Source organism: Streptomyces sp. NPDC001351 (assembly GCF_042896045.1).
Taxonomy (GTDB): Bacteria; Actinomycetota; Actinomycetes; order Streptomycetales; family Streptomycetaceae; genus Streptomyces.
Genome location: NZ_JBIAWS010000002.1, coordinates 386,496 through 412,499, shown reverse-complemented (window position 1 = coordinate 412,499; position 26,004 = coordinate 386,496). Strand labels below are relative to the sequence as shown.

Genomic DNA, 26,004 nt, shown 5'->3' with positions numbered 1-26,004 from the left:
AACTCGGGCGGTACGGGCGCAGGAGACACGCGGCGAGAGGCATGTCCGTCATGGGCGAAGGCGGGTCGGGTGCCGTGCCGGCGGGTGCGGGGCGGGGGCTGCTCTTTCGGGGGCGTGACGTCGAGGAGTTGCACGCGCTGGTCAGCAAGCGGTTCGCGCCGCACCGGCTGACGGTGCTGGACGAGCATCCGGTCGACGGGCGGTTCCGGTGCGTGCACGAAGGGGCCGTGGCGCTGTACGAGTTGGGGTACGGGGCGGAGGTCGACGTCACGCCCGGCGAGTTGCCGGAGTTCTACAACATCCATGTGCCGCTCGCCGGGGACGGCATCGTCACCGCGGACGGGGTCGCCCTGGCTTCCGTGCTCAGCATCGTCAATCCCGGGCAGCGGCTGTCGATGCGGTGGAGCGGGGAGACGCTGAACCGGGTGCTGATCATTCCCCGGCAGACCGTCGACCGGGCGCTCGCGGTGCGGCTGGGTGAACTGCCCTCCGTGCCACTGCACTTCGCACCGGTGCTGGATCCGCGGATGGGGGTGGTCCGGGCGTGGTTGCGGGTGGTGCGGGCGTTCGCCGAGTTCGCCGACTCGGGGCTGGCGGCGCGATCGCCGCTGGCGGTGGGGCACTTCGAGCAGTTGCTGGTCGACGGTCTGCTGGACGCGCAGCCGCACCGGCTCAGCGAAGCGGTGGCGGGCCGCGGGCCCGCGGTGCTGCCCCATGCGGTGCGGCGGGCCGCGGACTTCTGTGCCGAGCATGCCCACGAGCCCATCTCGGTGGCCGACATGGCGGTGGCGGCGCGGGTGAGTCCGCGCAGCCTGCGCGAGGGGTTCCGGAGCCATCTGGCCACGACTCCACTGGCGTATCTGCGGCGCGTACGGCTGGATCTGGCCCGGCGCGATCTGCTCGTGATCGCCGACGGGCAGGCGCTGGGGACGGTCACCGAGGTGGCACTGCGCTGGGGGTTCGCGCATCTGGGGCGGTTCACCGGGCACTATCGGCAGACGTACGGGGAGACGCCGTCGCAGACGTTGCGGGGGACTGGGGCGGTCCGTGAGCCCGGCGCTATCCACAAAACGGCGGCTTTTCAGCCGTAACCGGATAGCCGGTCGAGGGGCGTCGGGGCGATGGTGGAAACCTGCCGCCCGGGTCGTGGACGGTGGTTCGGGGGAGCCGAGCCGGGCGGCAGCAGGGGCAGGGACAACGGCCCTCGCGGACATGCACCTTGCACCGGTGTGCAAAGCCAGAGATCGGTGAGAGCGGACACCGGGCGTCGCCGGTTCCCGTGCGTCTCCCCTACAGTCACTTTGTGATCTTTGGGATGGTGTGCGCGCTGGGCGCGGCGGTCTGCTTCGGTACCGCGACGGTTTTGCAGGCGGTTGCCGCGCGGTCGGCCGACACGGGTGAGGGCGGGGAGGCGGCGCTGCTGCTGCGGGCCTTGCGGCAGTGGCGGTATCTGGCCGGGCTGGCGCTGGACGGGCTGGGGTTCCTGTTCCAGATCGCCGCCCTGCGGTCGATCCCGATCTACGCGGTGGCCGCGGCGCTCGCGTCCAGCCTGGCGGTGACCGGGGTGGTCGCGGCGCGCCTGCTGCAGGTGCGGCTGAGCGGGACGGAGTGGGGTGCGGTCGGGGTGGTGTGCGCCGGGCTCGCCATGCTGGGGCTGGCGTCCGGAGCCGAGGGGGATCGCGAGGGGTCGACGGCGCTGAAGTACGCGATGCTCGCGATCGCCGTCCTGGTGCTGCTGCTCGGGTTGTTCGGGGGGCGGTGGTCCGGGCGGGGGCGGGCACTGGTGCTGGGCCTCGGCGCGGGGTTCGGGTTCGGGGTGGTGGAGGTGTCGGTGCGGCTGATCGACTCGCTCGCACCGTCAGAGCTGCTCACCAACCCGGCGACGTACGCCCTCGTCATCGGCGGAGGCGCCGCATTCCTGCTGCTGACCTCGGCGTTGCAGCGCGGCTCGGTGACCACGGCCACCGCCGGGATGGTGATCGGCGAGACGATCGGTCCTGCGGCGGTGGGTGTGGTGTGGCTCGGGGACCGCACCCGGGAGGGGCTCGCCTGGCTTGCGGTGCTGGGGTTCCTGGTCGCCGTCGCGGGGGCGCTGGCGCTGGCGCGGTTCGGGGAGGCACCGACGACGGACGCCCCGACCACCACGGAAGCGGCGGCGTGAGCGGTTCTTCCTCCGGCTGCTCATCCGCCGGTAGCCGCGGAGCCCGTCGGGCGGTTGCTCGTGGCCGGTGCGCGACGTCCGGATGCGCGGCCACGACCGGCACCGGGAGCGCTTTCCGCGGGCCTTGAGGGCTACACCTCCGGCAGTGCCGCGCACAGCGCGTCCAGGGTGCCCGCCCATGCGCTGTCCGGTGGGGTCCCGTAGCCCACCACCAGTGCGTCGTGCGGCTCCACGGTCGCGAGCGGGTGCCGGTAGCGGTGCAGCCCGTGCACCGCGAGGCCCTGCCAGGCCGCCGCTCGCAGCGTCGCCTGCTCGGTGCCCGGCGGCAGCCGCAGCACCACGTGCAGGCCCGCCGCGATACCCGTGGCACCGACCTGCGGGGCCCGCCGCGCGAGTTCCGCGACGAGCGCGTCCCGGCGGCGGCGGTAGCGCAGCCTGGCGGCGCGCACCTGCCGGTCGTAGGCGCCGGAGGTGAGGAACTCGGCGAGCGTCAGCTGGTCCAGGGCCCCGCAGGAGTCGATGTGCCCCTTGGCCTTCGCCGCCTCCCGGGCGAGGTCCGGCGGCAGGACCAGCCAGGCCAGTCTGAGGCCGGGGGCGAGGGACTTGCTGGCCGTGCCCGCGTAGACGACGTGGTCCGGGTCCAGGCCCTGGAGGGCGCCGACGGGCTGGCGGTCGTAGCGGAACTCGCCGTCGTAGTCGTCCTCGACGAGCAGGCCGCCGGTGCGGCGCGCCCACTCGACGGCGGCGGCGCGCCGGTCGCGGTGCAGGGTGCCGCCCATCGGGAACTGGTGGGCGGGGGTGAGCAGGACCGCGTCTTCGTCCGTCAACCCGCCCGGATTCGTGCCCCGTTCGTCGAACGGCAGCGGGACCGTCCGCAGCCCGGCCTGAGCCAGCAGGTCCCAGTGCACATACAGGCCGTACGACTCCACGGCGACGGTGCTCGCGCCGCGCGCCCGCAGGACCGCGCCGAGGATGCGCAGGCCGTGTGAGATGCCGGCGCACACCAGGATGCGCTCGGGGTCGGTGCGTACGCCCCGGGCGCGGGCGAGGTAGCCGGCGAGGGCGGTGCGCAGTTCGACGCGGCCGCGCGGGTCGCCGTAGTCGAGGGCCCGGTGCGGGGCCGCGATGAGGGCGCGGCGGGCGGCCTTGAGCCACTGGGCGCGCGGGAAGAAGGCCAGGTCGGGGGTGCCGGGGATGAGGTCGTAGGCGGGGCGGTCGAGGGTGCGGGGGCGGGGGGCGGGCGTGGCGGGCCGGCTCACCGTCCGGTCGGCCACCCGGGTGCCCGAGCCCTGCCGGGCCGTCAGCCAGCCCTCCGCGACCAGGTCGGCGTACGCGTCGGCGACCGTGTTGCGGGCGATGCCCAGGTCGGCGGCGAGGGTGCGAGAGGAGGGCAGCCGGGTGCCGGGGGCCAGCCGGCCGGTGCGTACGGCCTCGCGCAGGGCGTCGGTCAGACCCCTGCGAAGGCCAGGACCTGTCGGTTCCAGGTGCAGGTCGACGCCCAAAGTGGCCCAGGATTTCGCCATGGGAATGGACCATACCGCTGGGCTGCCTCCCTTCTAGGGTCGTGGGCATGACGACAGAAGAAGCCACCGCGTACGCGCCGGAGCAGCCCGCCCGGCTCCTGTGGGCCCAGCACGCCCCCGAGGTCTACAAGGCGATGGTCCGCCTCGACGCGGCCGCCCGGCAGGGCCTCGACCCGAAGCTGCTGGAGCTGGTGAAGATCCGCGCCTCGCAGCTCAACCACTGCGCGTTCTGCCTGGACATGCACACCAAGGACGCGCTCGCGGCCGGGGAGAGCGTCGAGCGGATCGTCCAGCTCGGCGCGTGGGAGGAGTCGAAGCACTTCTACACCCAGAAGGAGCTCGCCGCCCTGGAGCTGACCGAGGCCGTCACCGTGCTGACCGACGGATTCGTCCGGGACGAGGTGTACGAGCAGGCCGCCAAGCACTTCGAGGAGCCCGAGCTGGCGCAGCTGATCGCCGCGATCACGGTGATCAACGCATGGAACCGGTTCGGCGTGACCTGCCGCATGGCTCCCGGCCACTACGAGGCGGGACAGCACAAGTGAGCCGTACGTCATGAGGAAGGTGGATGTCTTCCGCGCGCTGCACAGGCGCCGCACCCCGGACGACCCGCTCGTCCTGCCCGGACCCTGGGACGCGGTGAGCGCCCGGGTGTTCGTCGAGGCCGGTTTCCCCGCCCTCGCGACGCCCAGCGCGGCGATCGCCGCCTCCCTCGGACACGAGGACGGCTCCACACCGGCCGACGAGATGTTCGCCGCGGTGGCGCGCATCGCGCGGGCCGTGGACGTACCGGTGTCGGCGGACGTCGAGGACGGGTACGGGCTCGCGCCCGAGGAGCTGGTGGAGCGGCTGCTGGAGGCGGGAGCCGTGGGCTGCAACCTCGAGGACTCGAACGGGGGTGTCCTCAAGGACCCGCACGAGCACGCCGAGTGGCTCGCCGAGGTGCGGTACGCGGCGGGCGACCGGCTCTTCGTCAACGCCCGCGTCGACACCTTCGCGTACGGCGACGGCGACCCCGAACGGGCCATCGAGCGGGCCGCGTTGTACGTCGCCGCGGGCGCCGACTGCGTCTATCCGATCGGCGCCCCGGCGGACGTACTGCCGCTGCTGCGGTCCGGGATCCAGGGGCCGATCAACATGCACGGCACGCTGGACGGCAGGGACCCCTCACCCGCCGGACTCGGTGAACTCGGGGCCACCCGCGTCACCTTCGGGCCCGGGCTGCAGCGGTGGGCGGCGCTGGCGCTGCAGGGGATGGCCGAGCAGCTGAGGAAGCTGCCGTGATCAGGACAGCCACGCCTTCCACGTGGACGCGTGGCTGTCCACCCACTTCTTCGCCGCCTGCTCCGGGGTCAGTTTCTGGTCGGCGATCATCAGGGAGACCTGGTTCTGGTCCTCGGTCGTCCACTTGAACTTCTTCAGGAAGGCCGCCGCCTTGCCGCCCCGCTTCGCGAAGTCGGCGTTGAGGTACTTCTGCAGCGGGGTGTGCGGGTAGGCGCAGGCGACCTTCGCCGGGTCCGTGTCGCAGCCCTCCTTGTACGGCGGCAGCTTCACCTCGGTCATGGGGACCTTCTTGAACAGCCACTGCGGCGCGTACCAGTACGTCAGGAAGGGCTTCTTCTCCTTGGCGAACTGTTTCATCTGGGTGATCTGCGCGGCCTCGGAGCCCGCGAACACCACCTGGTAGTCCAGCTTCAGGTTCTTCACCAGCGCCTTGTCGTTGGTGACGTAGGACGGTGAACCGTCCATCAGCTGGCCCTTGCCGCCGCTCTCCGCGGTGCGGAACAGCGACGAATACTTGTTGAGGTTCTTCCAGTCGGTGATGTCGGGGTGCTGCTTGACCAGGTACGTCGGCACGAACCAGCCGATGTGTCCGGTCACCCCGAGGCCGCCGCCGCGCGTGATGGTCTTCTTGTCGTCGACGTAGCGCTTCTCCTGGTCGGGGTGGCCCCAGTCCTCCAGGATGGCGTCGACGCGGCCCTGGCTGAGGGCGTCCCAGGCGGGGACCTCGTCCACCTGGACGGTGTCGACCCGGTAGCCCAGCTTGTGCTCCAGGAGGTACTGGGCGACGGCCACGTTGGACTGCGCACCCACCCACGACTGGACGGACAGGGTCACGGACTTGGCGCCCTGCGCGTTGGCGAACGGGGACGCCTGCCTGGTCATGTCGGCGGCGCCGCAGCCGGTGAGCAGCACCAGGGAGCCCACCACGGCGGCCGTACTCAGAGCCGTACTCGTCTTCGTACGAAGTCGCATGTCACGCTCCCTTCTTCGCGCGGCGTTCGGTCGGCTGGGTCACCCGGTCGAGCATCAGGCCCAGGCAGACGATCGCGGCGCCCGCCACCAGGCCGGTCGCCAGGTCGCCCTGTGCCAGGCCGAAGACGGTGTCGTAGCCGAGCGCGCCGCCGCCGACCAGGCCGCCGATGACCACGACGGCGAGGACGAGGACCACGCCCTGGTTGACGGCGAGCAGCAACGCCGGCCGGGCGAGCGGGAGTTGCACCTGGCGCAGCTGCTGGGCGGGGGTCGCGCCGAGCGAGCGGGCCGACTCCAGGGCGGCAGGGTCGACCTGGCGCAGGCCCTGCGTGGTGATGCGGACGACGGCGGGCAGCGCGTAGACGACGGCGGCCGCCGCGGCGGGCGCCCGGCCCACGCCGAACAGCGCGACCACCGGGATCAGGTACACGAACTGCGGCATCGTCTGGAAGACGTCCAGAACGGGGCGGAGCAGACGCTCGAACCGGTCGCTGCGGGCCGCCGCGATCCCGATGGCGAAGCCCAGGACCAGGGTGACGGCGACGGCCGCCAGCACCTGGGAGAGCGTGTCGAGCGAGGGCTGCCACACGCCGAGCACGCCGATCGCGGCCATGGCGAGGACCGCGGTGAGCGCGGTGCGCCAGGTGCCGATCAGCCAGGCCAGGGCGGCGACGACGAGCAGGACCGACCACCAGGGCAGCCCCTGCAGACCGCTGCGGACCGGGTTCAGCACCCAGGTGGTGAAGTGGCCCGCCCAGTCGGCGGTGCCGCCCACGACGGGTACGCCCGAGTAGAGGTGCGCGGTCATCCAGTCGACGGCGCGGTTGACCGGCTCGGCGATGTCGAACGTCCAGGAGTCGGGCCAGTCGAGGCGGCCCGCCAGCCGTCCGGCGAGCGCGACGGCCACGGCGGCGGCCGCCGCGTAGAGCCACGGCCTGAGGCTTCCGGGCTCCTCGCCGGCCTGCTCGCCCGCGGCGCCGGTCACTCGGTCCAGCACGACGGCGAGCAGCACGATCGGGATGCCGGCCGCGAGCGCCGCGCCCACGTCCACGGAGGCCAGCGCCTGGTAGACGCGGTCACCGAGGCCGCCCGCGCCGATCACGGAGGCGATGACGGCCATCGACAGCGCCATCATGATCGTCTGGTTGAGGCCGAGGAGGAGCTCCTTGCGGGCCAGCGGGATCCGGGCGGTCAGCAGGCGCTGGGGCGCGGTGGCGCCGAGCGAGTCGACGGCCTCCAGGACCTCCTTGTCGGCGCCCTGCAGACCGAGGGCGGTGAGGCGGGCCATCGGCGGAGCCGCGTAGACGACGGTCGCGAGGACGGCGGCGGGCACGCCCATGCCGAAGACGAGGACGACCGGCAGCAGATACGCGTAGGCGGGCAGCACCTGCATGGTGTCGAGGACCGGGCGCAGGCCGCGGTCGAGGCGGTCGGAGAGTCCGGCCGCGAGCCCGAGCACCATGCCGACGACGACCGACACGAGCACCGCTACCACCATCAGCGCGAGCGTCTGCATGGTCGGCACCCACATGCCGAGCAGACCGCAGGCCAGGAACGCGGCGCCCGTGCCGAGGGCGAGCCGGACTCCGGCGACGCGCCAGGCGACGAGGGCGCCGAGGGCCGTGACGCCTGCCCAGCCCGCGGCGAGGAGCACCAGGTACACGGCGCGTACGGAGATCACGACCGCGTTGCTGAGGTAGCCGAAGAAGTAGAGGAACAGCGGGTTGCTGTCGCGGTTGTCGATGACCCAGTTGCTGGCGCTGGTGAGCGGCTTGGAGAGGTCGACGGTGAGGGCGGCGGGCCAACTGCCGCTGGCCCATCGGGCGTTGGCCAGCGGGACGAGGATTGCGGCGGCGAGGGCGAGGAGCAGCAGCTTCTGCACCGCGCGGTGTTTCAGCAGACCGCCGGGCAGTGCGCGCGGGGCGGATGCGGTGACGGTAGCCATCAGGCGGCCTCCTTCCTCGGCTCCGTTCCGGCGACGACGCCGAGCAGCCTCTCGTGGTCGACGACCCCCAGGCAGCGGCCGTCGTCGACCACACACGCCGGCTTGCCGCTCGCGGCCACGACCTTGATCGCGTCGGCGACGAGCTCACCCGGCGCGAGCGCCCCAGGATGCTCCGTGCCGCCGCAGTCGCCGGGCCGCATGGCCGTGCGTACAGTCATGACCTGCTCACGGGAGACGTCCCGGACGAACTCACGGACGTAGTCGTCGGCCGGGCTGCCCACGATCTCCTCCGGGGTGCCCAGCTGGACGACCCGGCCGTCGCGCATCAGGGCGATGCGGTCGCCGAGTTTCAGGGCCTCGCTGAGATCGTGGGTGATGAAGACCATCGTGCGGCCCTCCTCGCGGTGCAGACGGACCACCTCCTCCTGCATGTCCCGCCGGATCAGCGGGTCGAGGGCGCTGAACGGCTCGTCGAACAGCAGGACCTCGGGGTCCACGGCCAGGGCGCGGGCGAGACCCACGCGCTGCCGCTGACCGCCGGAGAGCTGGCTCGGACGGCGCTGCTCCATGCCGTCCAGACCGACCTTGGCGACGACCTCCTGGGCACGCGAGCGCCGCTCGGACCTGCCCACGCCCTGGATCTCCAGGCCGTACGCCACGTTGTCGAGGACCGTGCGGTGCGGCAGCAGGCCGAAGTGCTGGAAGACCATGGCGGCGCGGTGGCGGCGCAGTTCACGCAGCCGGGACTTGTCCATGGCGCGGACGTCCTCGCCGTCGATGGCGATCGTGCCGGCGGTCGGCTCGATCAGCCGGGTCAGACAGCGCACCAGCGTCGACTTGCCGGAGCCGGACAGGCCCATCACCACGAACACCTCGCCCTTGCGCACGTCGAAGGAGACGTCACGCACGGCGGCGGTGCACCCCGTGCGGGCGCGGAGTTCGGCGGGTTCCAGCGAGGTCAGCCCGGCATCGGCGGGGACGCGGTCGGCCTTCGGGCCGAACACCTTCCACAGCCCCTCGACGGAGAAGACCGGCTTGCTCATCACGTTCGTCGCGTTCATCACGCACCACTTCCGATCAGGTCTACGGCTTTCTCCCCGACCATCAGCACTCCGATCATCGGGTTCACGGCGGTCATGGTCGGGAACACGGAGGCGTCGGCGATGCGGATGCCGTCCAGACCGCGGATCCTCAACTGCGGGTCGACGACGGCCAGTTCGTCGTCGCTCGCCCCCATACGGCAGGTCCCGGCCGGGTGGTACACGGTGTGCGCGACCTTGCGCGCGTACTCGCCGAGCTCCTCGTCGCCGGTGAGGTGCGGGCCGGGCGCCACCTCGCGCTTGAGCCAGCTCGCCAGCGGCTCCGTCTGCGCGATCTCGCGGGCGATGCGGATGCCGTCGACCAGGGTGCGGCCGTCGTAGTCGTCCTCGTCCGTGAAGTACCGGAAGTCGAGGGCGGGCTTCGCCGACGGGTCGGCGCTGGTGAGGTAGAGCCGGCCGCGGCTCTTCGGCTTCGGGATGTTGGGCGTCATCGAGACGCCGTACCTGGGCCGTTCGTAACCCAGCCGCTCCGGGTTGTCCGTGAAGGGCACCTGGTAGAAGTGGAACATCAGGTCAGGGCCCTGGTGTCCGGGGTCACGGCGCACGAACAGCCCGGCGTCGCTGTCCATCGCGGAGTTCTCCGGCAGGGGGCCGTGAGTCTCCCAGACGATCACCGACTCGGGGTGGTCGAGGAGGTTCTCGCCGACGCCCGGCAGGTCGAGCGCCACGGGTATGCCGAGCGCCTCCAGGTCCTGCCGGGGACCGATGCCCGAGTGCAGCAGCAGCCGCGGGGAGTCGACGGCACCGGCGCAGAGCAGCACCTCGCTGCGCGCCCGTACGAGAATCTCCTCGCCGTCCTTGGTGCGGACGTGCACGCCCTCGGCCCGGGTGCCGTTCAGCTCCAGCTTGTACGCCCAGGTCTCCAGGAGGATCGTCAGGTTCTCGCGCTCGTCCATCACCGGGTGCAGATAGGCCACCGAAGCCGAGGACCGCTTGTTGTTCTCGGGGTGGTAGGCGAGGTCGAAGAAGCCCACGCCCTCGGTGAAGGGCGAGCGGTTGAAGCCCTCGATCCGGGGGACGCCGACCGCGTGCTGCGCGGCGTCGACGAAGTCCTGGGCGATGTCGTTCCGGTCCTTCTCGTCGACCGGGACGATGTTGTTCTTCAGCCGGGCGTAGTACGCCTCCATCGGCACCGCGCCCCAGCCCTTGGCGCCGGCCTCCTCCCACTCGTCCCAGTCGGACGGCAGCGGCTTGAACGCGATCAGCGTGTTGTGCGAGGAGCAGCCGCCGAGCACCCGGGCCCGGCTGTGCCGGATGTGCGAGTTGCCGCGTGGCTGCTCGGTGGTGGGGTAGTCGTAGTCCAGCTCGCCGCCCAGAAGGCCCATCCAGCGGCGCAAGGTCAGTACGTCCTCACGCCCGACGTCACTGGGCCCGCCCTCGATGACGGCGACGGTGACGTCCGGGTCCTCGGTGAGGCGGGAGGCAATGACGGACCCTGCGGTCCCGCCTCCGATGACGACGTAGTCGTAGATCTGGGTGTTCTCGGACATGGGGGGTGTAACTCCAAGGGGGATCGAACGCGCCCCATAGGGGCGCGGGGAACTGCGCGACCAGCCACAACGACGCCGCAGACGACCGACAACACATCGCGGCACATCCGTAGTCGCCCAGTTGACCCAAGTACTAACCGGCGAACCAGCGAACCGCCTTCGGCGCCAGGTTCTGATAGACGTGCTTGCTCTCGCGGTACTCGGCCAGCCCCGCAGGACCGAGCTCACGCCCCACCCCGCTCTTGCCGAACCCGCCCCACTCCGCCTGCGGAAGATAGGGATGGAAGTCGTTGATCCACACGGTGCCGTGCCGCAGCCGGCCGGCCACCCGCCGGGCCCGCCCCGCGTCGGCGGTCCAGACGGCACCCGCGAGGCCGTACTCCGTGTCATTGGCGAGGGCAACGGCCTCGTCCTCGGTACGGAACGTCTCCACCGTGAGGACGGGCCCGAAGACCTCTTCGCGCACGACACGCATCTCACGGTGGCACTGGTCGAGAACGGTCGGCTCGTAGAAGTAGCCGCCCGCGGGGCGCTCCTCGGACGGCTCGGGGCGCCTGCCACCGGTCCGCAGCACCGCACCCTCGGCCAGCGCGGAGGCGACGTACGACTCGACCTTGGCGCGCTGCTGCTCGGAGACGAGAGGGCCGCACTCGACGCCGTCCTCGGTGCCGCGGCCCAGGCGGATCCGGGCGGCTCGGCGGGCGAGCTCGGCGACGAAGCGCTCCCGTACGGACTCCTCGACGATGAGGCGGGAGCCGGCCGAGCAGACCTGGCCGCTGTGGATGAAGGCCGCGTTCAGCGCCTGGTCGACGGCGGTGTCGAACCCTTCGTCCGTCGCGCAGGCGTCGGCGAAGACGACGTTGGGGTTCTTGCCGCCGAGTTCCAGGGCGACCTTCTTGACGCTGGGGGCGGCGGCCTGCGCGACCTTGGTGCCGCTGACCAGGCCGCCGGTGAAGGAGACCAGGTCGACGTCGGGGTGCTCGGCGAGCCGGGCGCCGACCGTGTGGCCCGGGCCGGTGACGATGCCCGCGACGCCGGTGGGGAGCCCGGCCTCGGAGAGCAGGTCGATGAGCGCGATGGTGGTGAGCGGGGTGATCTCGCTCGGCTTGATCACGAAGGTGTTGCCCGCCGCGAGCGCCGGGGCGATCTTCCAGCTGGCCTGGAGGAGGGGGTAGTTCCAGGGGGTGATCAGCGCGCAGACCCCGACCGGTTCGTGGACGACGACGCTGTGGATGTCCGGCGAGCCGGCGTCGACGACCCGGCCCGGGGCCTCGCCGGCCACCAGGTCGGCGAAGTAGCGGAAGGCGTCGGCGACGCAGTCGATGTCGACCCGGCCCTCTTCGACGGTCTTGCCGGCGTCGCGGCTCTCCAGCAGCCCGAGCCGCTCGCGGTCGCGCACGAGCAGGGCGGCGACGCGGCGCAGCAGCGCGGCGCGCTCGGCCACGGGGGTGCGGGGCCAGTCGCCGTGGTCGAAGGCGCGCCGGGCGGCCGCGACCGCCAGGTCGGTGTCCTTCTCGTCGCCCTCCGCAACCAGAGCGAAGCCCTGGCCGTCCGCGGGGTCGATGATCTCGCGCGTGGCACCGGAGAAGGCCTCTCGCCACTCCCCTGCCACGTGGATGGTCGCCTGCGCGTCCAGCCCCTGGGTTTCCGCTCTCTCCGCCATGATCCGTATTGCCTTCCGTTCCTGTTCGGTACCCCTGAGTGACACGTGTGTCCCTCACGAGGACCGTGAGCGCCTGCCCCCCGCCTTCGGTTGCATGCGCAATCCATGGCGGAAAGTGCGCTGCGTCACTGAAAATGCGGGCAAATGGGGCGAAAGGGAGCGGATTGCGAACCAGAGCGGTCAGTCGGTCCCCGGATCCGGGTCGCAGGTCGTGTAGGGCGGGCAGAACCAGTCCAACGCCGTGGTGAGCTGGGCGAGTTGGTCCTCGTGGCTGCCGGAGTCGGGGCCGTAGGAGGCGATGGCGTAGATGTTTCCGTCCGCCGCGACGAAGCGCTCGTCGTACACGTGCCAGGTGCCGATGTCGGGCTCGCCCTTGAGCGTGTCGGCCTGGTACTCCAGCCGTGAGCCGGTGAAGGCGCCGTCGTCGAGCTTCTGCAGGTCGAGCTTCTTGAAACCGGCGGGCTTGGGCGTCTGGTCGGACAGATACAGCTTGAAGGAAGCGTCGGGGGACGACTCCTGCACCTGGTACACCTGCAGCCGGTGCTCCCGGTCGGCGCTGCGGTAGTTGACCACGGCCATCCCGTAGACGGAGGCGACGCTGCTGCGCGACCACCCCTCGGGTATCGCGATCCGGAACCCCTCGGCGTCATCACGCAGCTCGTACCCCGCGGGCGGCGCGGAGGCCGACGGGGACGGCGATGCCGTGCCGTCGGCGAACGGCGACTGCGACACGTCCGGCGACGCGGAGGCCGTGGAGGACGGGGCGGGACTCGCCGCCACGTGCTTCCTCCCCGCCCCGTCGTCCTTCCCGACCACCAGGGTCAGTACGAGGCTCACGGCGACCCCGACCACGGCGGCACCGACGACCACGGACCAGACGAGCCGCCGGTTGAGCCCTGGGGCGGGGGCGGGTGCGGGGAGCGGCTCGGGGGGCGGCCAGGAGACACCACTGGACCACTCGGGCACGGCGCCCTCGGTCCCCGGACCGTGCCAGGCGCTGTCCGCACCGCTGCCGGGCCAGCCCTGCGCCGTCCCCGCGGCGGGTGCCTCCGTCCCCGCGGTGGGTGCCTCCGTCCCCGCGGCGGGAGCCTGCGTCCCCACCGTGGGAGTCGAGGCCGGGGGCGCCGGGTAGACCGGACCGGTGACCGGCGGCCCCTCCTCCGCAGGCGTCGGCGTCGGCGTCGGCAGCGTCGGTTCGGCCACCGGGGGCCCGCCCGCGCCGTCCTCCCAGCGCTGGGTGTCCTCGTTCCAGTACCGCTGTCCCCCGCTCATGGTGTCCCTCTCACCGCCCCAGGAGGCCGGCCAGGGCGCCGGCGGAGGAGAGGAAGGTGACCAGGGCCTGGGAGTCGGTGAGCAGTTCCCGAAGGCGCTGGCGGCGCGTGGGCGCCGCCTGGCCGGTGCGGGTGATCTCGGTCTCCGTGTCGGCGAGCGCCTGGCCCAGCGCGACGGTCTGCTCGGTGCTGTTCACCAGCGCCAGGTCCTCCCGCAACTTCCGCACGGCCACGAGGAGTTGCCGGGTCTCCTCGTCCGGCTGCGCTCCCGTGCCCTGGTACACATGGCTCTCGGCGCTTGCGCCCCGGCCGGCGGCGACCGCGTTGTTGCTGCCGGAGATGTCACCGATGTTGATGCTCGGCTGTTCACTGGCCATTGCTGTCGGCCCCCTTCTGCGGCGCCGCGCCGCCCGAGACATTGGAACCAGAGGAGTGGGACGACGAGGCGGAGTTCTGCATGCCCGCCGCGATCGAGTTGTTGCTGCCGGAGATGTTGCCGATGTGGACGTCGCCGTTGCTGATGTTCACGATCTTCTGCATGAACTCGCCGGTCTCGTAACCGGCTTCGGCGAGCGCCGCGCGCACGCCGTTGGCGACCCTGTCCTGCACGCTCTTCAGATAGCGCGCCACGTCCATCTCCTGGAAGAGCGAACCGGTCTGCACGGAGCCCAGTTCGCGCACCGACAGCGCCGGGCCGTCGGGCAGCGCGCCCGCGTACCCGCCGGTCAGCAGCCGCCACACGTACACCAGGCCACGGCCGAGCTGGGCGAGCGAGCGGCCCGCCGAGGCGGGCACCAGGACGACGGCGCCGGCCGCCTTGCCCAGGACGTTGTTGTTGCGGAACCGGTGGGCCGTACGGTCGGCGTCCTTGAACTCCGCACGCACCGGCGTCAGCACATGCGGCGCTATCTCCAGCATCAGCATCCGGCCCTGCGTGTGGATGCGCACGAAGACCGTGACGACCAGCTCCTCCTCCCAGCCGCCGACGCGGATGCGCAGGAAGTGGCGCCGCTTCTCGGCACCCTCCTCGACCGCCCGCGCCCGGTGCTCCTCGAAGGCCTGCGGGGTGTACGGCGCCTGGTCCCGGGTGAGCAGCCCCTCCGCGGGCAGGAACACGCACTCGTCGATCTCCAGCCAGCGCAGCCGGTCGCGGACGCCGGGGCCCGCGTACTCGGCCGGGACGCGGAGCTGTTCGAGCAGCGGGCGGACCCGCTCCAGGATCGCGCGGTTACTGAGCGGCTGCTGCTCCTTCAGCTCGTCCCGCCGCAGTTCGACGGCCAGCACCCAGGTGTTGTACGCCGCTCCGGCCCCGCAGAACGGACGCGCCTCGTGGTACATGACCAGCGGTGCGTGCTGCTCGATGCGGATGCGCTGCTTCAGCCGCTGGAGGCGGGGGTTCTCGGCCTGCTCGGCGGGGTCGGAGGCGGCGTCCGGGAAGCGCTGCGGGGAGAGCTCGGCGGCCAGTGCGCGGCTGAACTGTTGGCGCTGGGAGTGCACACACCAGGCGATGAGCGCGAACACGGCGAGCGTGAGCCAGGCCTGCCACGGCCTGATCGCGTCGGCGATGCTGTTCGGCGAGAACGCGTCGCTGACGCTCGGCGAGTCCGAGTAGCCGTAGCCGGAGCCGTAGTCGGAGCTGTACGAACCGTAGGAGGAGCTGTCGTCCGAGCCTCCGCCGAACGCGGCGACGACCAGCAGGGCCAGTATCGTCGCGAAGAACGCACGGCCCCACCAGCGGACGAGGAACGCGGCGATCCGGCGGGGCAGCCACGGCTGTTCGCCGCGCCCCCTGATCCACGGCGCGAGGGCGAGCAGCACGCTCGGCCAGAGGAAGAAGAGCAGCAGCCCTCCGCTGAGGGCCGAGCCGACCACCCACAGCCCGAGGATCGCCCCGGCCCACAGCAGCTCCTGGCGGCGGGCGCGCAGGGCGTGCGCGAGGACGCGGGCCGCGTCGAAGCCGAGCGAGGGCGCCACGATCCGCTGCTCGTTGAGGTGCAGTTCCTCGATCACACGGTCGCGGTAACCGGAGTCCAGATAGGTGCCCGCGCACAGCAGCCGGGTCGCCTCGCTGGCGTGCGGCGGAGTGGGCGGTGGTGTCGGTGGCGCCCCTGTGGGCGTCGTCGGCTGCGGTTGCTGTGGCACAAATGCGGTGCTCACGCGAACTCCCCCGATGCGTGGAAAGACCGTTGTCAGACGTTCAGTTGACAAACCATCAGCATAGAGGGGCGAGTGGGACGGGTGGAAGCGGAATGCCAAGGGACGGACACGGAGAGCAGTGGACGGCCCGATATTCTTTGACTAAGGTCAAAGAATGGAGCCAGTGCATACGGAGCCGGTGCCGGCCGAGCAGGTGGCGGCCCTCCGCCGGTTCAACCGCTACTTCACCCGCCGTATCGGGGCCCTGGACGACCACTACCTCGGCCAGGACCGCCCGCTCGGCGAGGCCCGTCTGCTGTTCGAGATCGCCGAGAACCCGGGCGGGGTCTCGCTCCGGGAGCTCAGGAGCCGCCTCGCTCTCGACGCCGGCTACCTCAGCCGCATGGCGAAGGCGCTGGAGGCACAGGGCCTGGTCCGGCTCAGTGTCCACCCGGACGACAACCGGCTGCGCATGGTGGAGCCGACGCCCGCCGGACGCGTCGAGGTCAAGGAGCAGAACCGCCGGGCCAACGCCCTCGCGGCAGGCCTGCTGGACACCCTCGCCCCCGGCCAGCGCGCGCAGCTGATCGAGGCGATGGCCACCTCGCAGCGCCTCCTGCGGCTGGCCGCCATCACCGTCGAACGCGTCGACGGCGGCTCCCCGGACGCCCGCGCCTGCCTGGACGCGTATGCCGCCGACATCGACGCACGCTTCCCCGAGGGCTTCGACAAGTCCGACCTCGTGGGCCCGGAGGAGGTGTCCGGTGAAGCGGGCGCGTTCTTCGTCGCGTACGAGGAGGGCCGCCCGCTGGGCTGCGGCGCGGTGCGCCGCCTGGAGCCCGGCGTCGGCGAGATCCGGCATGTGTGGGTGCACCCGCGGGCCCGGCGCCTCGGCCTCGCCCGCCGGATCCTCGGTGCCCTGGAGGAGGCGGCGGCCACGCGCGGCTGCACCGTCGTACGCCTCGACACCCACGCGAGCCTCACCGAGGCGCAGGCGATGTACCGGGCGTCCGGCTACACGGAGATCCCCGCCTACGTCGACCACGTGTACGGCGACCACTGGTTCGAGAAACGGCTGTCAGGCCCGGCCGGCTGACCACTGGGCGAGCAGCTCCCGGACGGTCCGCCGCAGCCAGGCGTGCGCCGGGTCGGCGTCGTGCCGCGGGTGCCAGGCGAGGCCGAGGTGCAGTGGCGGGAGCTTGAGCGGCACGTCGAAGGTGACCAGGTCCAGGGTCGCCGCGGGCGGCAGGGCCCAAGAGTTGATCAGTCCGACGAGGTCGGTGTCCCGGACGATGAACAGTGAGGCCGGGAAGGTGGCGACCGCCCCCACCACCCGTCGCTTCAGGCCGAGTTCGGCGAGGGCCGTGTCCACCGGCCCGTGCAGCCTGCCCCGCCGCGACACGGTCAGGTGATCGGCCTCCGAGGCGAACCGCTCCGCCGTCAGCTCGCCCTCCAGCAGCGGGTGGCCTGCCCGTACGACCCCCACCATCCGGTCCTCGTGCAGGGCCTCCACATGCACCTCGGGTGCCGTCGTGTCCACGACCCCGATCTCGAGATCGGCGGTCCCCTCGCGCAGGACCGGTGCGTCCACATGGCTCTCCGCCAGGAACCGGATACGGATACCGGGCGCCTCCTCGGCGGCACGGGTGAACAGCGCGGCTCCGCAGGCGGCGGGGACGGCGTCGTGGCCGATGATCGTGAGGGTGCGCTGCACGGTCCTGAGGTCCGCGTCCCGGCCCGGCGCGAACAACGCCCGGGCCCGCTCCACCACCGCACTGACCTCGGCCCGCACGGCCAGCGCGTGCGGTGTCGGCACCATCTGCCGCCCGGCCCGCACGAGCACCGGGTCACCGAGCGCCTTGCGGATCCGGCCGAGGGTGCGGGACATGGCCGGTTCGGACAGATGCAGCCGGCGGGCGGCGCCGCCCACGCTCTGCTCCTCCAGCAGCACATCCAGGGCGACCAGCAGATTCAGATCCACACCGCTTGATTGCGTCACACGCATCGATCCCTTGCAGAACTTGCACTGGAGTGCAGGACACGACCGAGCCTACGGTGACAGGGCGTCCCACACCACCCGTCGAGCTCCTTGGGAGGAGCCATGCCCCCGCACGCCCTGAAACGGTCCACCCTGCTGGCGCTGTGCGCCTGCGTCCTGGTCGCCCAGAGCATGGTCGCCGCCGTCAACCTCCTGATCCCGCAGCTGAGTTCGTCCTCCCTGCGTCCCTCGCACGCCGAGATCCTGTGGACGGTCGACGCGTACGTCATCGCCTTCGCCTCCCTGCTGATCCCGGCCGGCGCGCTCGGCGACCGGTTCGGCCGCAAGGGCGCCCTGCTCGCCGGCCTCGGCCTGTTCGCGGCGGGCGCGGCCACCAGCGCGCTCGCGCCCGGCCCCGCCCTCCTCATCACCGGGCGCGGCATCTCCGGCGCGGGGGCCGCGCTGATCACCCCGGCCACGATGTCGATCCTGATGCGCCTCGCCGGCCCGGAACGCCGTGCGCAGGCGATGGCCTCCTGGACGCTGGCCATCGGCCTCGGCGGCATGGCCGGCAACCTCGGCGGCGGTCTGGTCGGCCAGTTCCTCACCTGGCGCGCCCTGTTCGGCGCGATGGTCCCCCTGGCCGCGCTGCTCGCCGTCACCGTCGCGTTCACCACGCCGCGCACGGAACGGGCCGCCGGCAACCATCTCGACCCCCCGGGCACCCTGCTGCTCACCGCGGCCCTGGTCGCGCTCCTCTTCGGCATCATCGAGGGCCCGGCGTACGGCTGGGGTTCCGCGCGCATCCTGGCCGTCTTCGCGACGGGCGCCCTCCTCACGGCCGCCTTCACGCTCCGCGCCCTGCGCTCCCGCACCCCCCTCTTCGACCCCCGGGTGTTCCGCTCCCCCGGCCTGCGCGCCACGACCCTCGGCATGACGACCGGCTTCTTCGGCCTCTTCGCCCTCTTCTACGTCAACTCCCAGTACCTGCAAGGCGTGAAGGGCTACGGCCCTGCCGTCACCGGGGTCGCGATCGTGCCCCTGATCGTCGGCATGGCGCTCGTCCCGAAGCTGGCGGCTCGCTGGGCGTCACGCCCCCGCCCGGTCATCGGCGCCGGTCTCGCACTGATCGGACTCGGTCTGCTCGGCGCGTCCACCGCGGACGCGGGCACGCCCTACGCCCTGTACGCCTGCTGGCTTCTCGTCATCTCGGCCGGCGCGGGCCTGTCCATGCCGGCCCTCACCCTCGGTGTCGTCACATCCCTCCCCGCCCACCAGGCGGGCCTCGGCTCCGGCCTCGGCACCTCGGCCCGCGAGATCGGCGCGGCCCTCGGCGTCGCCGTCACCGGCACGGTCCTGGCCTCCCACCCCACCTTCACCGACGGAATGGGCCCGGCCCTGCGGACGGTGGGTGTCCTGGTCCTGGCGGCAACGGCGGCAGTCGTGTCCGGCCACCGCGGAAGCACCGCCCCCTCTCGCAAGACGGCCTCGTCCCCCCGCCCCAAGGAGCCGGTCGCGTAACCGCCGGGCCTCAAGACCCGCCACGCACGACCCGCACAACCCTCAACACCGCGCCCCGGCCGGGCAGAAGGAGCCGACCGCCATCCTCAGCGGCGCCCGGACCCGCTCGGGAGCCAGGCCCGCGGGTCCGCTGGAGCGGATCGCGTAGAGCGTGCCGTCGGCCGCGCGGAAGCGGTGGTCGATGACCTGGCGGGTGCCCTTGTGCTGGTCGTCGTAGCGGTACGTCAGCTCCGCCCAGGTGTCGCCGTGGTCGCGCTCGACGACCCGGTAGCCGGGCTGCTGGGCGAAGCCGTAGCCGGGGTCGGTCTCGGCGAGGGTCAGCGACTCGTACGGGGTGGACTCGGTGACCTGGAAGATCTGCAGCTGACGGCCGTCGGAGGGGGCGTCGTAGTAGACGATCCGCGCGAGCTTGCCCTGCTCCTCACGCCGGGTCCAGCCCTTCGGGACGTCGACCGAGTAGCCGACGGGGTCCTGGGCGCGGCGGTAGCCGACCGAGGGGGACGAGGACGTCAGGAGCGAGGCGGACGCGGTGGGGGTGGGCGTGGGACTCTGCGGCGGGGTCGTCGTGGCCGTGACGCTCACGCTCGTCGCGGGCGCGGCCCCGGTGCCGCGCGCGTGGTCGCGGGTGAGGTACCAGGCGCCTGCTCCGGCGCCCGCGCCGAGGACGAGCGTGGCCGCGAGGACGGCCAGGACACGCCGGGCTCCGGCGCGCGGCTTCACGGGATGCGGCGGTGGCGGCCAGGTCGGCGGCAGGACACCACCCGTGTGGGTCGGCGCGAAGGCCCAGGGCGGTGGCGCCTGGCCCGTCCGCGTCTCGGCCGACGACCACGGGGGTGGAGTCACCGGCTGCTGGGCGGCCCAGGCCGCCTGGCCTCTCTCCTCGCTCGGTTCACGCTCCGGTCCGGAACCGGAGCGACCGTCCTCGTAGCCGTACCGACCGCTCATGGCACACCCCCCGAATCACCCCATTGGCTACCGCTTCTGACGGTAGCGGCGAAAACGGCCACGGGCCCCGTTCCGGAAGGAACCGGAACGGGGCCCGTGCAGGGTCGTGACAGAACCGTAAAGCCGTACGGCCCGGCTCAGATGAGGCCGAGACCGCGGACCGCCTCGCGCTCCTCCTCGAGCTCCTTCACGGAGGCGTCGATGCGGGCGCGGGAGAACTCGTTGATGTCCAGGCCCTGGACGATCTCGTACTGGCCGTCCTTGGTGGTGACCGGGAAGGAGGAGATCAGGCCCTCCGGGACGCCGTAGGAGCCGTCCGACGGGATGCCCATGGAGGTCCAGTCGCCGTCCGCCGTGCCGTTGACCCAGGTGTACACGTGGTCGATGGCGGCGTTGGCGGCCGACGCCGCCGAGGACGCGCCACGGGCCTCGATGATCGCCGCGCCGCGCTTGGCGACGGTCGGGATGAACTCCTCGGCCAGCCACTTCTCGTCGTTCACGGTCTCGGCGGCGTTCTTGCCGGCGACCGTGGCGTGGAAGATGTCCGGGTACTGGGTGGCGGAGTGGTTGCCCCAGATCGTCAGGCGCTTGATGTCGGCGACCGTGGAGCCCGTCTTCTTCGCGAGCTGGGTCAGCGCACGGTTGTGGTCGAGGCGGGTCATCGCGGTGAAGCGCTCGGCCGGTACGTCCGGGGCGGCGGCCTGCGCGATGAGCGCGTTGGTGTTGGCCGGGTTGCCGACGACGAGGACCTTGATGTCGTCCGCGGCGTGGTCGTTGATGGCCTTGCCCTGCGGCTTGAAGATGCCGCCGTTGGCGGAGAGCAGGTCGCCGCGCTCCATACCCTTCGTGCGGGGGCGGGCGCCGACGAGGAGGGCGACGTTGGTGCCGTCGAAGGCGACGTTCGGGTCGTCCGTGATGTCGATGCCCTGCAGGAGCGGGAACGCGCAGTCGTCGAGCTCCATGGCCGTGCCCTCGGCGGCCTTCAGCGCGGGCGTGATCTCCAGCAGGCGCAGCTTGACCGGCACGTCCGCGCCGAGCAGCTGGCCGGAGGCGATGCGGAAGAGGAGGGCGTAACCGATCTGGCCGGCCGCGCCGGTGACGGTGACGTTCACGGGAGTGCGGGTCATGGCGTTCTCCGTATGACAGCTGGCGGTGGGCGTCCTTGCCCTGGGGTGCGGACGGACGTACAAATGATCGATCTCTTGGTATCAAGAGAGATCCACCGGTCAGGCTATCGCGCATCCGGGATCCCGGACGTCCGGGTCCGTGTGGCCCGTCCCACAGAGTGGACCGGCGACTCAACCGGCTCAGAAGAAAAGCGGGACGGGAGGAATAGTCGTCCCCATCCCGGGCACGCGAACCGTACCCCCACGGGAGTCCGGCACGGTCGGTCCCCCCACGGCGGCCGCCTCAGTCCCCCCTCTCCCGGACGGGCGGCCGCCCCTTTTTCTGCCCTGCTTGGAGCGGGCTACTTCGTGCACCCCTTCTGCCCGGACGCCAGCGTCGCGCACGCCTTCGCCTCGCCCGCGTCCTTGACCGCGACCATCGGCGTGTAGGCGATGTTGTCCCCGGTGGCCGTGATGCTGTCGCTCTCCTTGGTCCCACCGGCGGTCACCTGGACGGAATCCCCTTGGGTGGCCTGGGTGACACGACCCCACGCCGCACCGCACGTCTTGCTGTACCGCACCTCGACGGTGGACGTGCCGACGACGGCGGTCTTGGCGGTGGTGACCGAGGCGGCGTCCTTGGTGCAGCCCATGGCCTCCGCGTCCTTGCCGGTGCAGGAGGCGCCGCTGCACTTCACTCCGGCCGGCAGGTCGGCCGGGGCGCTGACGGACGGGGACGGCTTGGCACCGCCCTCGTTCTTCTTGCCCGAGCCGTTGTCGGTCAGATAGAACACGGCCGCTATGACGACCAGTACGCCGACGAGACCCGCGAGGAACATCGTCAGTTTCCGCCTGCCGCCGCCCGAGGAGGGACCCCCGCCGGGCCGCGGGCCCTGCGGCGGCTCACCGAACGGACTCGGCGTCGTCTCCGGCGTCCAGCCCTGACCGCCGGCCGCCGGCTGCGGCGCCGGAGCCGCGGCCCCGGGAGCACGCGCACCGGACGGCGACGGGCCCTTGTACCCGGCCAGCCCCCACGAGTTGGCGCCCGAGGAGCTCTCCGGCGCCTCCGCGGCGGGCGAGGCTCCGCTCTCCCGCACCGCGTCCCGCACCTCCGGCCCCACCGGCTGCGGGGGCACCGTCGGCGCCACGCCCGCCGGTCCCGCGATTCCCGGCGTCGCCGTCGCGCTGCCGGACCTGCGGGCCGTCGCGCCGCTCTTGCTGCTCGCCTTGCCGCTCGCCTTGGCATTGGCGGGAGGCGCCCCGAACTCACCGAGCGCGGCGCGCGCCTGGGAGATGCGGATGGCCTCCATGGTCATGTCGTGGCGCATCTCCGAACGGCTCCAGGCGCGCTCGGCGAGCTCCCACATGGTCGTCAGATGGATCGGGTTGGTACCCGTGACCTCGGCCAGCGCCACGATCGCGCCCTTGGGCGCGAGCAGCCGGCCGTTCAGATACCGCTCCCAGGACGTCTTGCTGTAGCCCGTACGGTCGGCCACCGACGCGATGCTCAGGCCACTGCGGTCCACGAGCCGGCGCAGCTGGCTCGCGAACTCCCTGACCTGCGGATCGAGTTCGTCCGGCAAGGTCCTCCAACGAGGCATTGCTTCCCCCCTCTTCCCCCCGGTTGGTGCTGGTATTCCTCGCGTTCCCCCGCGCGTGGTGCCCGTTCTGGCTACCCACAGGGATGCGCCCAGTAAGGATCTCAGTTCCCGGGATGGGGGCGCACGGGAGCGTTGGGGTCGTTCGGCAGGCACCGTTGCACGCCGATCCGACCGCGGTCCACTGTCCCACCGGCGGCCCCCTCTGCCGTCCGGCCGGACCCGCCCACACTAGGGCCCTTATCGAACAACCCCGTGTCAATCCCGCAAACTTGTCATACATCGACACCGGAGACACACACGGACAACCTCGCCCGTCACGGGCGTATTCACCCCGCCCAGGGACACCTCAGCCGTTCGCGAGGACGCCCACGAGCGCGATCACCAGCATGAGGAGCAGCAGCAGTACGGCGTACAGCAGCAGCCGCCCGCCCTGCCGCCGGCGGGTCTCTTCGGGTGTGTCCCACCAGGGCAGGGTGGGATCGTCCTCGTACTCCTCACCGCCCGGCCCTCCCGCTTCCCCCGAGCCGTCGGCGGGTTTCACCGGAAGGGTGGCCTGGCGCGGCCAGGCCTGGACCGCCAGTTCCCAGCGCACCCCGAACCGCTCGGCCTCCGCCTCGGCGAGGCCCGCGATCCGGCACAGGGCGGCGACCGCCTGCCGGGGCGGGGGCTGGGTGGCGTTGAGATAGCGGTGCCAGGAGGACTTGCTGTACGCGGTGCGGGCGCCGAGCGAGACGAGGCTGAGCCCCGTCCGGTCCTTGAGGAGCCGCAGCTGCTCCACGAAGTGCCGCACCTCCGGCGGCAGATCGTCCGGCAGCGGCTGCCAGCCGCCCATCGCGCACCTCCACCAGATCCTTCGCGTTACCCGCCCTGACCAGGGGACGAAGCCGGGCCGCCGTTGGTTCCCCGCGCAGGAGGCTGGGCGTCGGCGACGACCGCGCCCCAAAGGGGCGCGGGGCTGTGTCGATGTGCGGCTCCGCCGCGTGGGCGCGACCAGCCACAACGGCCCCGCAGACGATCGACGGCCCATCTCGGCACAGGGAACGCCTACTGCGCGGCCTAACTGCTCACCGTGAAATGCAGCGTGTCCTTCAGGAACGGAATCTGCAGCCACGGATGCGGCTGCACCATCATCGCCAGCAGCACGATCGCGAGACCCAGCACGCCGTACGTGACGATGTCCGTGAAGCGGGAGCGCACGGCGAGCATGCCGACGTCGGGCAGGATCCAGCGCAGCGCAGCCCCGGCCACCAGGGCGACGCCGATCAGCAGGGTGCCGTACCGGAAGACGTCCAGCGCGGTCAGCAGCAGGCCGAGCCCGACCATGCCGAGGACGGCGAGGATCGGCCACTGCCGGGCGGGCGCGGGGGCGTCGCTGCGAGCCGCCCGGCCGCCGCCCTCGGGACGTGCGGTGTCCCTCGTGAACAGCGGGAAACGGCGCGTCGTGCGGCGCGGCCTGCCCTCGGCGTCGGGCGCGCTGATCGCGTCGCGGACGGTCTCCTCGGCCTGCAGCTCGGGGTCCTCGACCGCGCGCTCGGGCTGCTTCGCCGCACCCTCGGGGTGCTTCGCCTCAGCCGGCACTGCGCTCCGCCGCCTCGACCACGTTGACGAGCAGCTGGGCACGGGTCATCGGGCCGACACCGCCGGGGTTCGGCGAGATCCAGCCGGCGACCTCGGCGACGCCCGGGTGGACGTCGCCCACGATCTTGCCCTCGGCGCTGCGCGAGACACCGACGTCGAGGACGGCGGCGCCCGGCTTCACGTCCTCGGGCCGGATCAGATGGGCCGAACCGGCGGCGGCGACGATGATGTCCGCGCGCCTGAGGTGCGAGGACAGGTCACGGGTGCCGGTGTGGCACTGGGTCACGGTCGCGTTCTCGCTGCGGCGGGTGAGCAGCAGCGGCATCGGGCGGCCGATGGTGACACCGCGGCCGACGACCACGACCTCGGCGCCCTTGATCTCGACGCCGTACTGACGGAGCAGGGTGAGGACGCCGTTCGGGGTGCAGGGCAGCGGGGCCGGCTCGTTCAGGACGAGACGCCCGAGGTTCATCGGGTGCAGGCCGTCGGCGTCCTTGTCCGGGTCCATCAGCTCCAGGATCCGGTTCTCGTCGATGCCCTTGGGCAGTGGCAGCTGGACGATGTAGCCGGTGCACGCCGGGTCCTCGTTCAGCTCCCGGACGACCGCCTCGATCTCCTCCTGCGTCGCCGTCTCCGGAAGCTCGCGCTGGATGGAGGCGATGCCGACCTGGGCGCAGTCGCGGTGCTTTCCGGCGACGTACTTCTGGCTGCCGGGATCCGTCCCGACGAGGATCGTGCCGAGGCCGGGCGTGACGCCCTTCTCCTTCAGCGCCGCCACGCGGGCGGTCAGATCGGACTTGATCGCGGCTGCGGTGGCCTTGCCATCGAGAATCTGGGCGGTCATACCCCCCATCCTCGCGGATGACCGCCCCCCGGTTCCAATCCGGGTGCCGGACCGGCGGGACGGTCATGATCGGCAAGATTGCACTTGCACAACACATGCGAAATGCCACTGGACAAGGCGAGCAGCCGTAAAGAACGATGAACGGCGCAGTATCGCGGTTCGTGTTCGGGGGGCAAACCGCTCACATCGTGTGATTCCTCCGCGCAATCCGCAATGTCCCCATATGCGCAACGGAGGAATCCCGCCATGAGTTACGGCGACCCGAACAACCCCTACGGCCAGCCCCAGCAGCCGCCGCAGCAGCCCGGTTACGGCTACCCCCAGCAGGGCGGCCAGCAGCCCTACGGCTACCCGCAGCAGGCCCCGCAGGGCGTGCCGCCGCAGCAGCCGGGCTACGGCTATCCGCAGGCGCCGCAGGCCCCCGCCGGCTACGGCTACCCGCAGCAGCCGGGTTACGGCGTGCAGCCGCCGTACGCGAACTGGGGCCAGCGCTTCCTGGGCACGCTGGTCGACGGGCTCGTGTTCCTGGTCCCCTACATCATCGTCATCGTCGGCGGGGTCTCCAAGACCTGGGCCGTGGCGATCATCGGCTACCTCGCCCTCATCGGCCTGGCGATCTGGCAGCTGATCAAGGAGGGCCAGACCGGCCAGACGGTCGGCAAGAAGGCGGTCGGCATCCGCCTGGTGCGCGAGAGCGACGGGCAGCCCCTCGGCGTCGGCATGGCCTTCGTACGCCGGCTCGCGCACTTCCTGGACAGCCTCGCCTGCTACCTCGGCTGGCTGTGGCCGGCCTGGGACGCCAAGCGCCAGACGTTCGCCGACAAGGTCTGCTCGTCGATCGTGATCCGTACGAACTGAGCGCTGCTCCACCCCATTTCACGGAGGA

At 72.0% G+C, this 26,004-nt stretch carries 23 protein-coding genes; 7 read left to right on the top strand and 16 right to left on the bottom strand.

Annotated elements, in window-relative coordinates:
• Window positions 1-41: 41 nt before the first annotated feature.
• Both ACFY1U_RS07475 and ACFY1U_RS07470 read left to right on the top strand, forming a co-directional pair.
• Window positions 42-1,091 (top strand): AraC family transcriptional regulator, encoded by a 1,050-nt coding sequence (locus ACFY1U_RS07475; RefSeq protein WP_390693157.1) that lies wholly within the window; start codon window positions 42-44, stop codon window positions 1,089-1,091.
• 224 nt (window positions 1,092-1,315) lie between these two features.
• A complete protein-coding gene (locus ACFY1U_RS07470) occupies window positions 1,316-2,161 on the top strand; it encodes a hypothetical protein (protein WP_390693663.1) in 846 nt (281 codons plus the stop codon).
• 131 nt (window positions 2,162-2,292) lie between these two features.
• Here the strand turns inward: ACFY1U_RS07470 and ACFY1U_RS07465 are convergent, their stop codons facing one another.
• The gene (locus ACFY1U_RS07465; RefSeq protein WP_390693156.1) at window positions 2,293-3,684 is read right to left on the bottom strand and encodes a PLP-dependent aminotransferase family protein; all 1,392 of its coding nucleotides are present in this window, start codon (window positions 3,682-3,684) and stop codon (window positions 2,293-2,295) included.
• Window positions 3,685-3,731: 47 nt separating this feature from the next.
• Here ACFY1U_RS07465 and ACFY1U_RS07460 point away from each other — a divergent pair, with 47 nt between their 5' ends.
• Together ACFY1U_RS07460 and ACFY1U_RS07455 are read left to right on the top strand one after the other, a co-directional pair.
• Window positions 3,732-4,229 carry a carboxymuconolactone decarboxylase family protein gene (locus ACFY1U_RS07460; RefSeq protein WP_390693155.1) on the top strand — a complete coding sequence of 166 codons (498 nt, stop codon included), beginning with the start codon at window positions 3,732-3,734 and terminating at the stop codon, window positions 4,227-4,229.
• Between the two features lie 10 nt (window positions 4,230-4,239).
• Entirely contained in the window at window positions 4,240-4,968 is a 729-nt protein-coding gene (locus ACFY1U_RS07455) for an isocitrate lyase/phosphoenolpyruvate mutase family protein (RefSeq protein ID WP_390693154.1), read from the top strand.
• Here the strand turns inward: ACFY1U_RS07455 and ACFY1U_RS07450 are convergent, their stop codons facing one another.
• From ACFY1U_RS07450 to ACFY1U_RS07415, 8 genes are all read right to left on the bottom strand, one after another.
• Window positions 4,969-5,940 carry an ABC transporter substrate-binding protein gene (locus tag ACFY1U_RS07450; RefSeq protein ID WP_390693153.1) on the bottom strand — a complete coding sequence of 324 codons (972 nt, stop codon included), beginning with the start codon at window positions 5,938-5,940 and terminating at the stop codon, window positions 4,969-4,971.
• Between the two features lies 1 nt (window position 5,941).
• Entirely contained in the window at window positions 5,942-7,885 is a 1,944-nt protein-coding gene (locus ACFY1U_RS07445; RefSeq protein WP_390693152.1) for an ABC transporter permease, read from the bottom strand.
• Window positions 7,885-8,946, bottom strand: coding sequence for a glycine betaine/L-proline ABC transporter ATP-binding protein (locus tag ACFY1U_RS07440; RefSeq protein ID WP_390693151.1), 1,062 nt, complete (start codon window positions 8,944-8,946; stop codon window positions 7,885-7,887). The genes ACFY1U_RS07445 and ACFY1U_RS07440 overlap by 1 nt, the downstream gene beginning before the upstream one ends.
• Window positions 8,946-10,475, bottom strand: coding sequence for a GMC family oxidoreductase (locus ACFY1U_RS07435; protein ID WP_390693150.1), 1,530 nt, complete (start codon window positions 10,473-10,475; stop codon window positions 8,946-8,948). Before ACFY1U_RS07435 ends, ACFY1U_RS07440 begins: the two co-directional genes overlap by 1 nt.
• A 133-nt stretch (window positions 10,476-10,608) precedes the next feature.
• Entirely contained in the window at window positions 10,609-12,138 is a 1,530-nt protein-coding gene (locus tag ACFY1U_RS07430; RefSeq protein ID WP_390693149.1) for an aldehyde dehydrogenase family protein, read from the bottom strand.
• Between the two features lie 180 nt (window positions 12,139-12,318).
• Window positions 12,319-13,410 (bottom strand): hypothetical protein, encoded by a 1,092-nt coding sequence (locus ACFY1U_RS07425; protein WP_390693148.1) that lies wholly within the window; start codon window positions 13,408-13,410, stop codon window positions 12,319-12,321.
• A 10-nt stretch (window positions 13,411-13,420) separates the two neighbouring features.
• Window positions 13,421-13,786 carry a hypothetical protein gene (locus ACFY1U_RS07420; protein ID WP_390693147.1) on the bottom strand — a complete coding sequence of 122 codons (366 nt, stop codon included), beginning with the start codon at window positions 13,784-13,786 and terminating at the stop codon, window positions 13,421-13,423.
• A complete protein-coding gene (locus ACFY1U_RS07415) occupies window positions 13,776-15,566 on the bottom strand; it encodes a hypothetical protein (protein WP_390693145.1) in 1,791 nt (596 codons plus the stop codon). Before ACFY1U_RS07415 ends, ACFY1U_RS07420 begins: the two co-directional genes overlap by 11 nt.
• Window positions 15,567-15,720: 154 nt before the next feature.
• Between ACFY1U_RS07415 and ACFY1U_RS07410 the strand changes: the two genes are divergently transcribed.
• Window positions 15,721-16,641 (top strand): GNAT family N-acetyltransferase, encoded by a 921-nt coding sequence (locus ACFY1U_RS07410; protein ID WP_390693144.1) that lies wholly within the window; start codon window positions 15,721-15,723, stop codon window positions 16,639-16,641.
• Here ACFY1U_RS07410 and ACFY1U_RS07405 read toward each other — a convergent pair.
• Window positions 16,624-17,550 (bottom strand): LysR family transcriptional regulator, encoded by a 927-nt coding sequence (locus ACFY1U_RS07405; protein WP_390693143.1) that lies wholly within the window; start codon window positions 17,548-17,550, stop codon window positions 16,624-16,626. The two genes, ACFY1U_RS07410 and ACFY1U_RS07405, sit on opposite strands and share 18 nt — an antisense overlap.
• A 96-nt stretch (window positions 17,551-17,646) precedes the next feature.
• Here ACFY1U_RS07405 and ACFY1U_RS07400 point away from each other — a divergent pair, with 96 nt between their 5' ends.
• Window positions 17,647-19,044 carry an MFS transporter gene (locus ACFY1U_RS07400; RefSeq protein ID WP_390693142.1) on the top strand — a complete coding sequence of 466 codons (1,398 nt, stop codon included), beginning with the start codon at window positions 17,647-17,649 and terminating at the stop codon, window positions 19,042-19,044.
• Window positions 19,045-19,086: 42 nt separating this feature from the next.
• Here ACFY1U_RS07400 and ACFY1U_RS07395 read toward each other — a convergent pair whose 3' ends face one another.
• The 6 genes from ACFY1U_RS07395 to ACFY1U_RS07370 form a co-directional block, all read right to left on the bottom strand.
• Complete coding sequence (locus ACFY1U_RS07395) at window positions 19,087-19,989, bottom strand: hypothetical protein (protein WP_390693141.1); 903 nt, start codon at window positions 19,987-19,989, stop codon at window positions 19,087-19,089.
• A 137-nt stretch (window positions 19,990-20,126) separates the two neighbouring features.
• Window positions 20,127-21,116 (bottom strand): malate dehydrogenase, encoded by a 990-nt coding sequence (locus ACFY1U_RS07390; RefSeq protein WP_390693140.1) that lies wholly within the window; start codon window positions 21,114-21,116, stop codon window positions 20,127-20,129.
• Window positions 21,117-21,457: 341 nt separating this feature from the next.
• Window positions 21,458-22,678, bottom strand: coding sequence for a DUF2690 domain-containing protein (locus ACFY1U_RS07385; protein WP_390693139.1), 1,221 nt, complete (start codon window positions 22,676-22,678; stop codon window positions 21,458-21,460).
• Window positions 22,679-23,042: 364 nt separating this feature from the next.
• Window positions 23,043-23,528, bottom strand: coding sequence for a helix-turn-helix domain-containing protein (locus ACFY1U_RS07380; RefSeq protein WP_390693138.1), 486 nt, complete (start codon window positions 23,526-23,528; stop codon window positions 23,043-23,045).
• A gap of 224 nt (window positions 23,529-23,752) precedes the next feature.
• Window positions 23,753-24,205, bottom strand: coding sequence for a DUF3017 domain-containing protein (locus ACFY1U_RS07375; RefSeq protein ID WP_390693662.1), 453 nt, complete (start codon window positions 24,203-24,205; stop codon window positions 23,753-23,755).
• Window positions 24,206-24,263: 58 nt separating this feature from the next.
• Complete coding sequence (locus tag ACFY1U_RS07370; protein ID WP_390693137.1) at window positions 24,264-25,118, bottom strand: bifunctional methylenetetrahydrofolate dehydrogenase/methenyltetrahydrofolate cyclohydrolase; 855 nt, start codon at window positions 25,116-25,118, stop codon at window positions 24,264-24,266.
• Window positions 25,119-25,364: 246 nt separating this feature from the next.
• Between ACFY1U_RS07370 and ACFY1U_RS07365 the strand changes: the two genes are divergently transcribed.
• On the top strand, window positions 25,365-25,976 hold the full coding sequence (locus tag ACFY1U_RS07365; protein WP_390693136.1) for an RDD family protein: 612 nt from the start codon (window positions 25,365-25,367) through the stop codon (window positions 25,974-25,976).
• Window positions 25,977-26,004: the final 28 nt, after the last annotated feature.

Coding starts and splice junctions, on each gene's coding strand:
- ACFY1U_RS07435 (WP_390693150.1), bottom strand. CDS start 10,475: ATGTCCGAGAACACCCAGATCTACGACTACGTCGTCATCGGAGGCGGG.
- ACFY1U_RS07410 (WP_390693144.1), top strand. CDS start 15,721: ATGGAGCCAGTGCATACGGAGCCGGTGCCGGCCGAGCAGGTGGCGGCC.
- ACFY1U_RS07405 (WP_390693143.1), bottom strand. CDS start 17,550: ATGCGTGTGACGCAATCAAGCGGTGTGGATCTGAATCTGCTGGTCGCC.
- ACFY1U_RS07395 (WP_390693141.1), bottom strand. CDS start 19,989: ATGAGCGGTCGGTACGGCTACGAGGACGGTCGCTCCGGTTCCGGACCG.
- ACFY1U_RS07460 (WP_390693155.1), top strand. CDS start 3,732: ATGACGACAGAAGAAGCCACCGCGTACGCGCCGGAGCAGCCCGCCCGG.
- ACFY1U_RS07455 (WP_390693154.1), top strand. CDS start 4,240: ATGAGGAAGGTGGATGTCTTCCGCGCGCTGCACAGGCGCCGCACCCCG.
- ACFY1U_RS07380 (WP_390693138.1), bottom strand. CDS start 23,528: ATGGGCGGCTGGCAGCCGCTGCCGGACGATCTGCCGCCGGAGGTGCGG.
- ACFY1U_RS07365 (WP_390693136.1), top strand. CDS start 25,365: ATGAGTTACGGCGACCCGAACAACCCCTACGGCCAGCCCCAGCAGCCG.
- ACFY1U_RS07390 (WP_390693140.1), bottom strand. CDS start 21,116: ATGACCCGCACTCCCGTGAACGTCACCGTCACCGGCGCGGCCGGCCAG.
- ACFY1U_RS07445 (WP_390693152.1), bottom strand. CDS start 7,885: ATGGCTACCGTCACCGCATCCGCCCCGCGCGCACTGCCCGGCGGTCTG.
- ACFY1U_RS07420 (WP_390693147.1), bottom strand. CDS start 13,786: ATGGCCAGTGAACAGCCGAGCATCAACATCGGTGACATCTCCGGCAGC.
- ACFY1U_RS07440 (WP_390693151.1), bottom strand. CDS start 8,946: ATGAACGCGACGAACGTGATGAGCAAGCCGGTCTTCTCCGTCGAGGGG.
- ACFY1U_RS07370 (WP_390693137.1), bottom strand. CDS start 25,118: ATGACCGCCCAGATTCTCGATGGCAAGGCCACCGCAGCCGCGATCAAG.
- ACFY1U_RS07450 (WP_390693153.1), bottom strand. CDS start 5,940: ATGCGACTTCGTACGAAGACGAGTACGGCTCTGAGTACGGCCGCCGTG.
- ACFY1U_RS07470 (WP_390693663.1), top strand. CDS start 1,316: ATGGTGTGCGCGCTGGGCGCGGCGGTCTGCTTCGGTACCGCGACGGTT.
- ACFY1U_RS07425 (WP_390693148.1), bottom strand. CDS start 13,410: ATGAGCGGGGGACAGCGGTACTGGAACGAGGACACCCAGCGCTGGGAG.
- ACFY1U_RS07465 (WP_390693156.1), bottom strand. CDS start 3,684: ATGGCGAAATCCTGGGCCACTTTGGGCGTCGACCTGCACCTGGAACCG.
- ACFY1U_RS07400 (WP_390693142.1), top strand. CDS start 17,647: ATGCCCCCGCACGCCCTGAAACGGTCCACCCTGCTGGCGCTGTGCGCC.
- ACFY1U_RS07475 (WP_390693157.1), top strand. CDS start 42: ATGTCCGTCATGGGCGAAGGCGGGTCGGGTGCCGTGCCGGCGGGTGCG.
- ACFY1U_RS07430 (WP_390693149.1), bottom strand. CDS start 12,138: ATGGCGGAGAGAGCGGAAACCCAGGGGCTGGACGCGCAGGCGACCATC.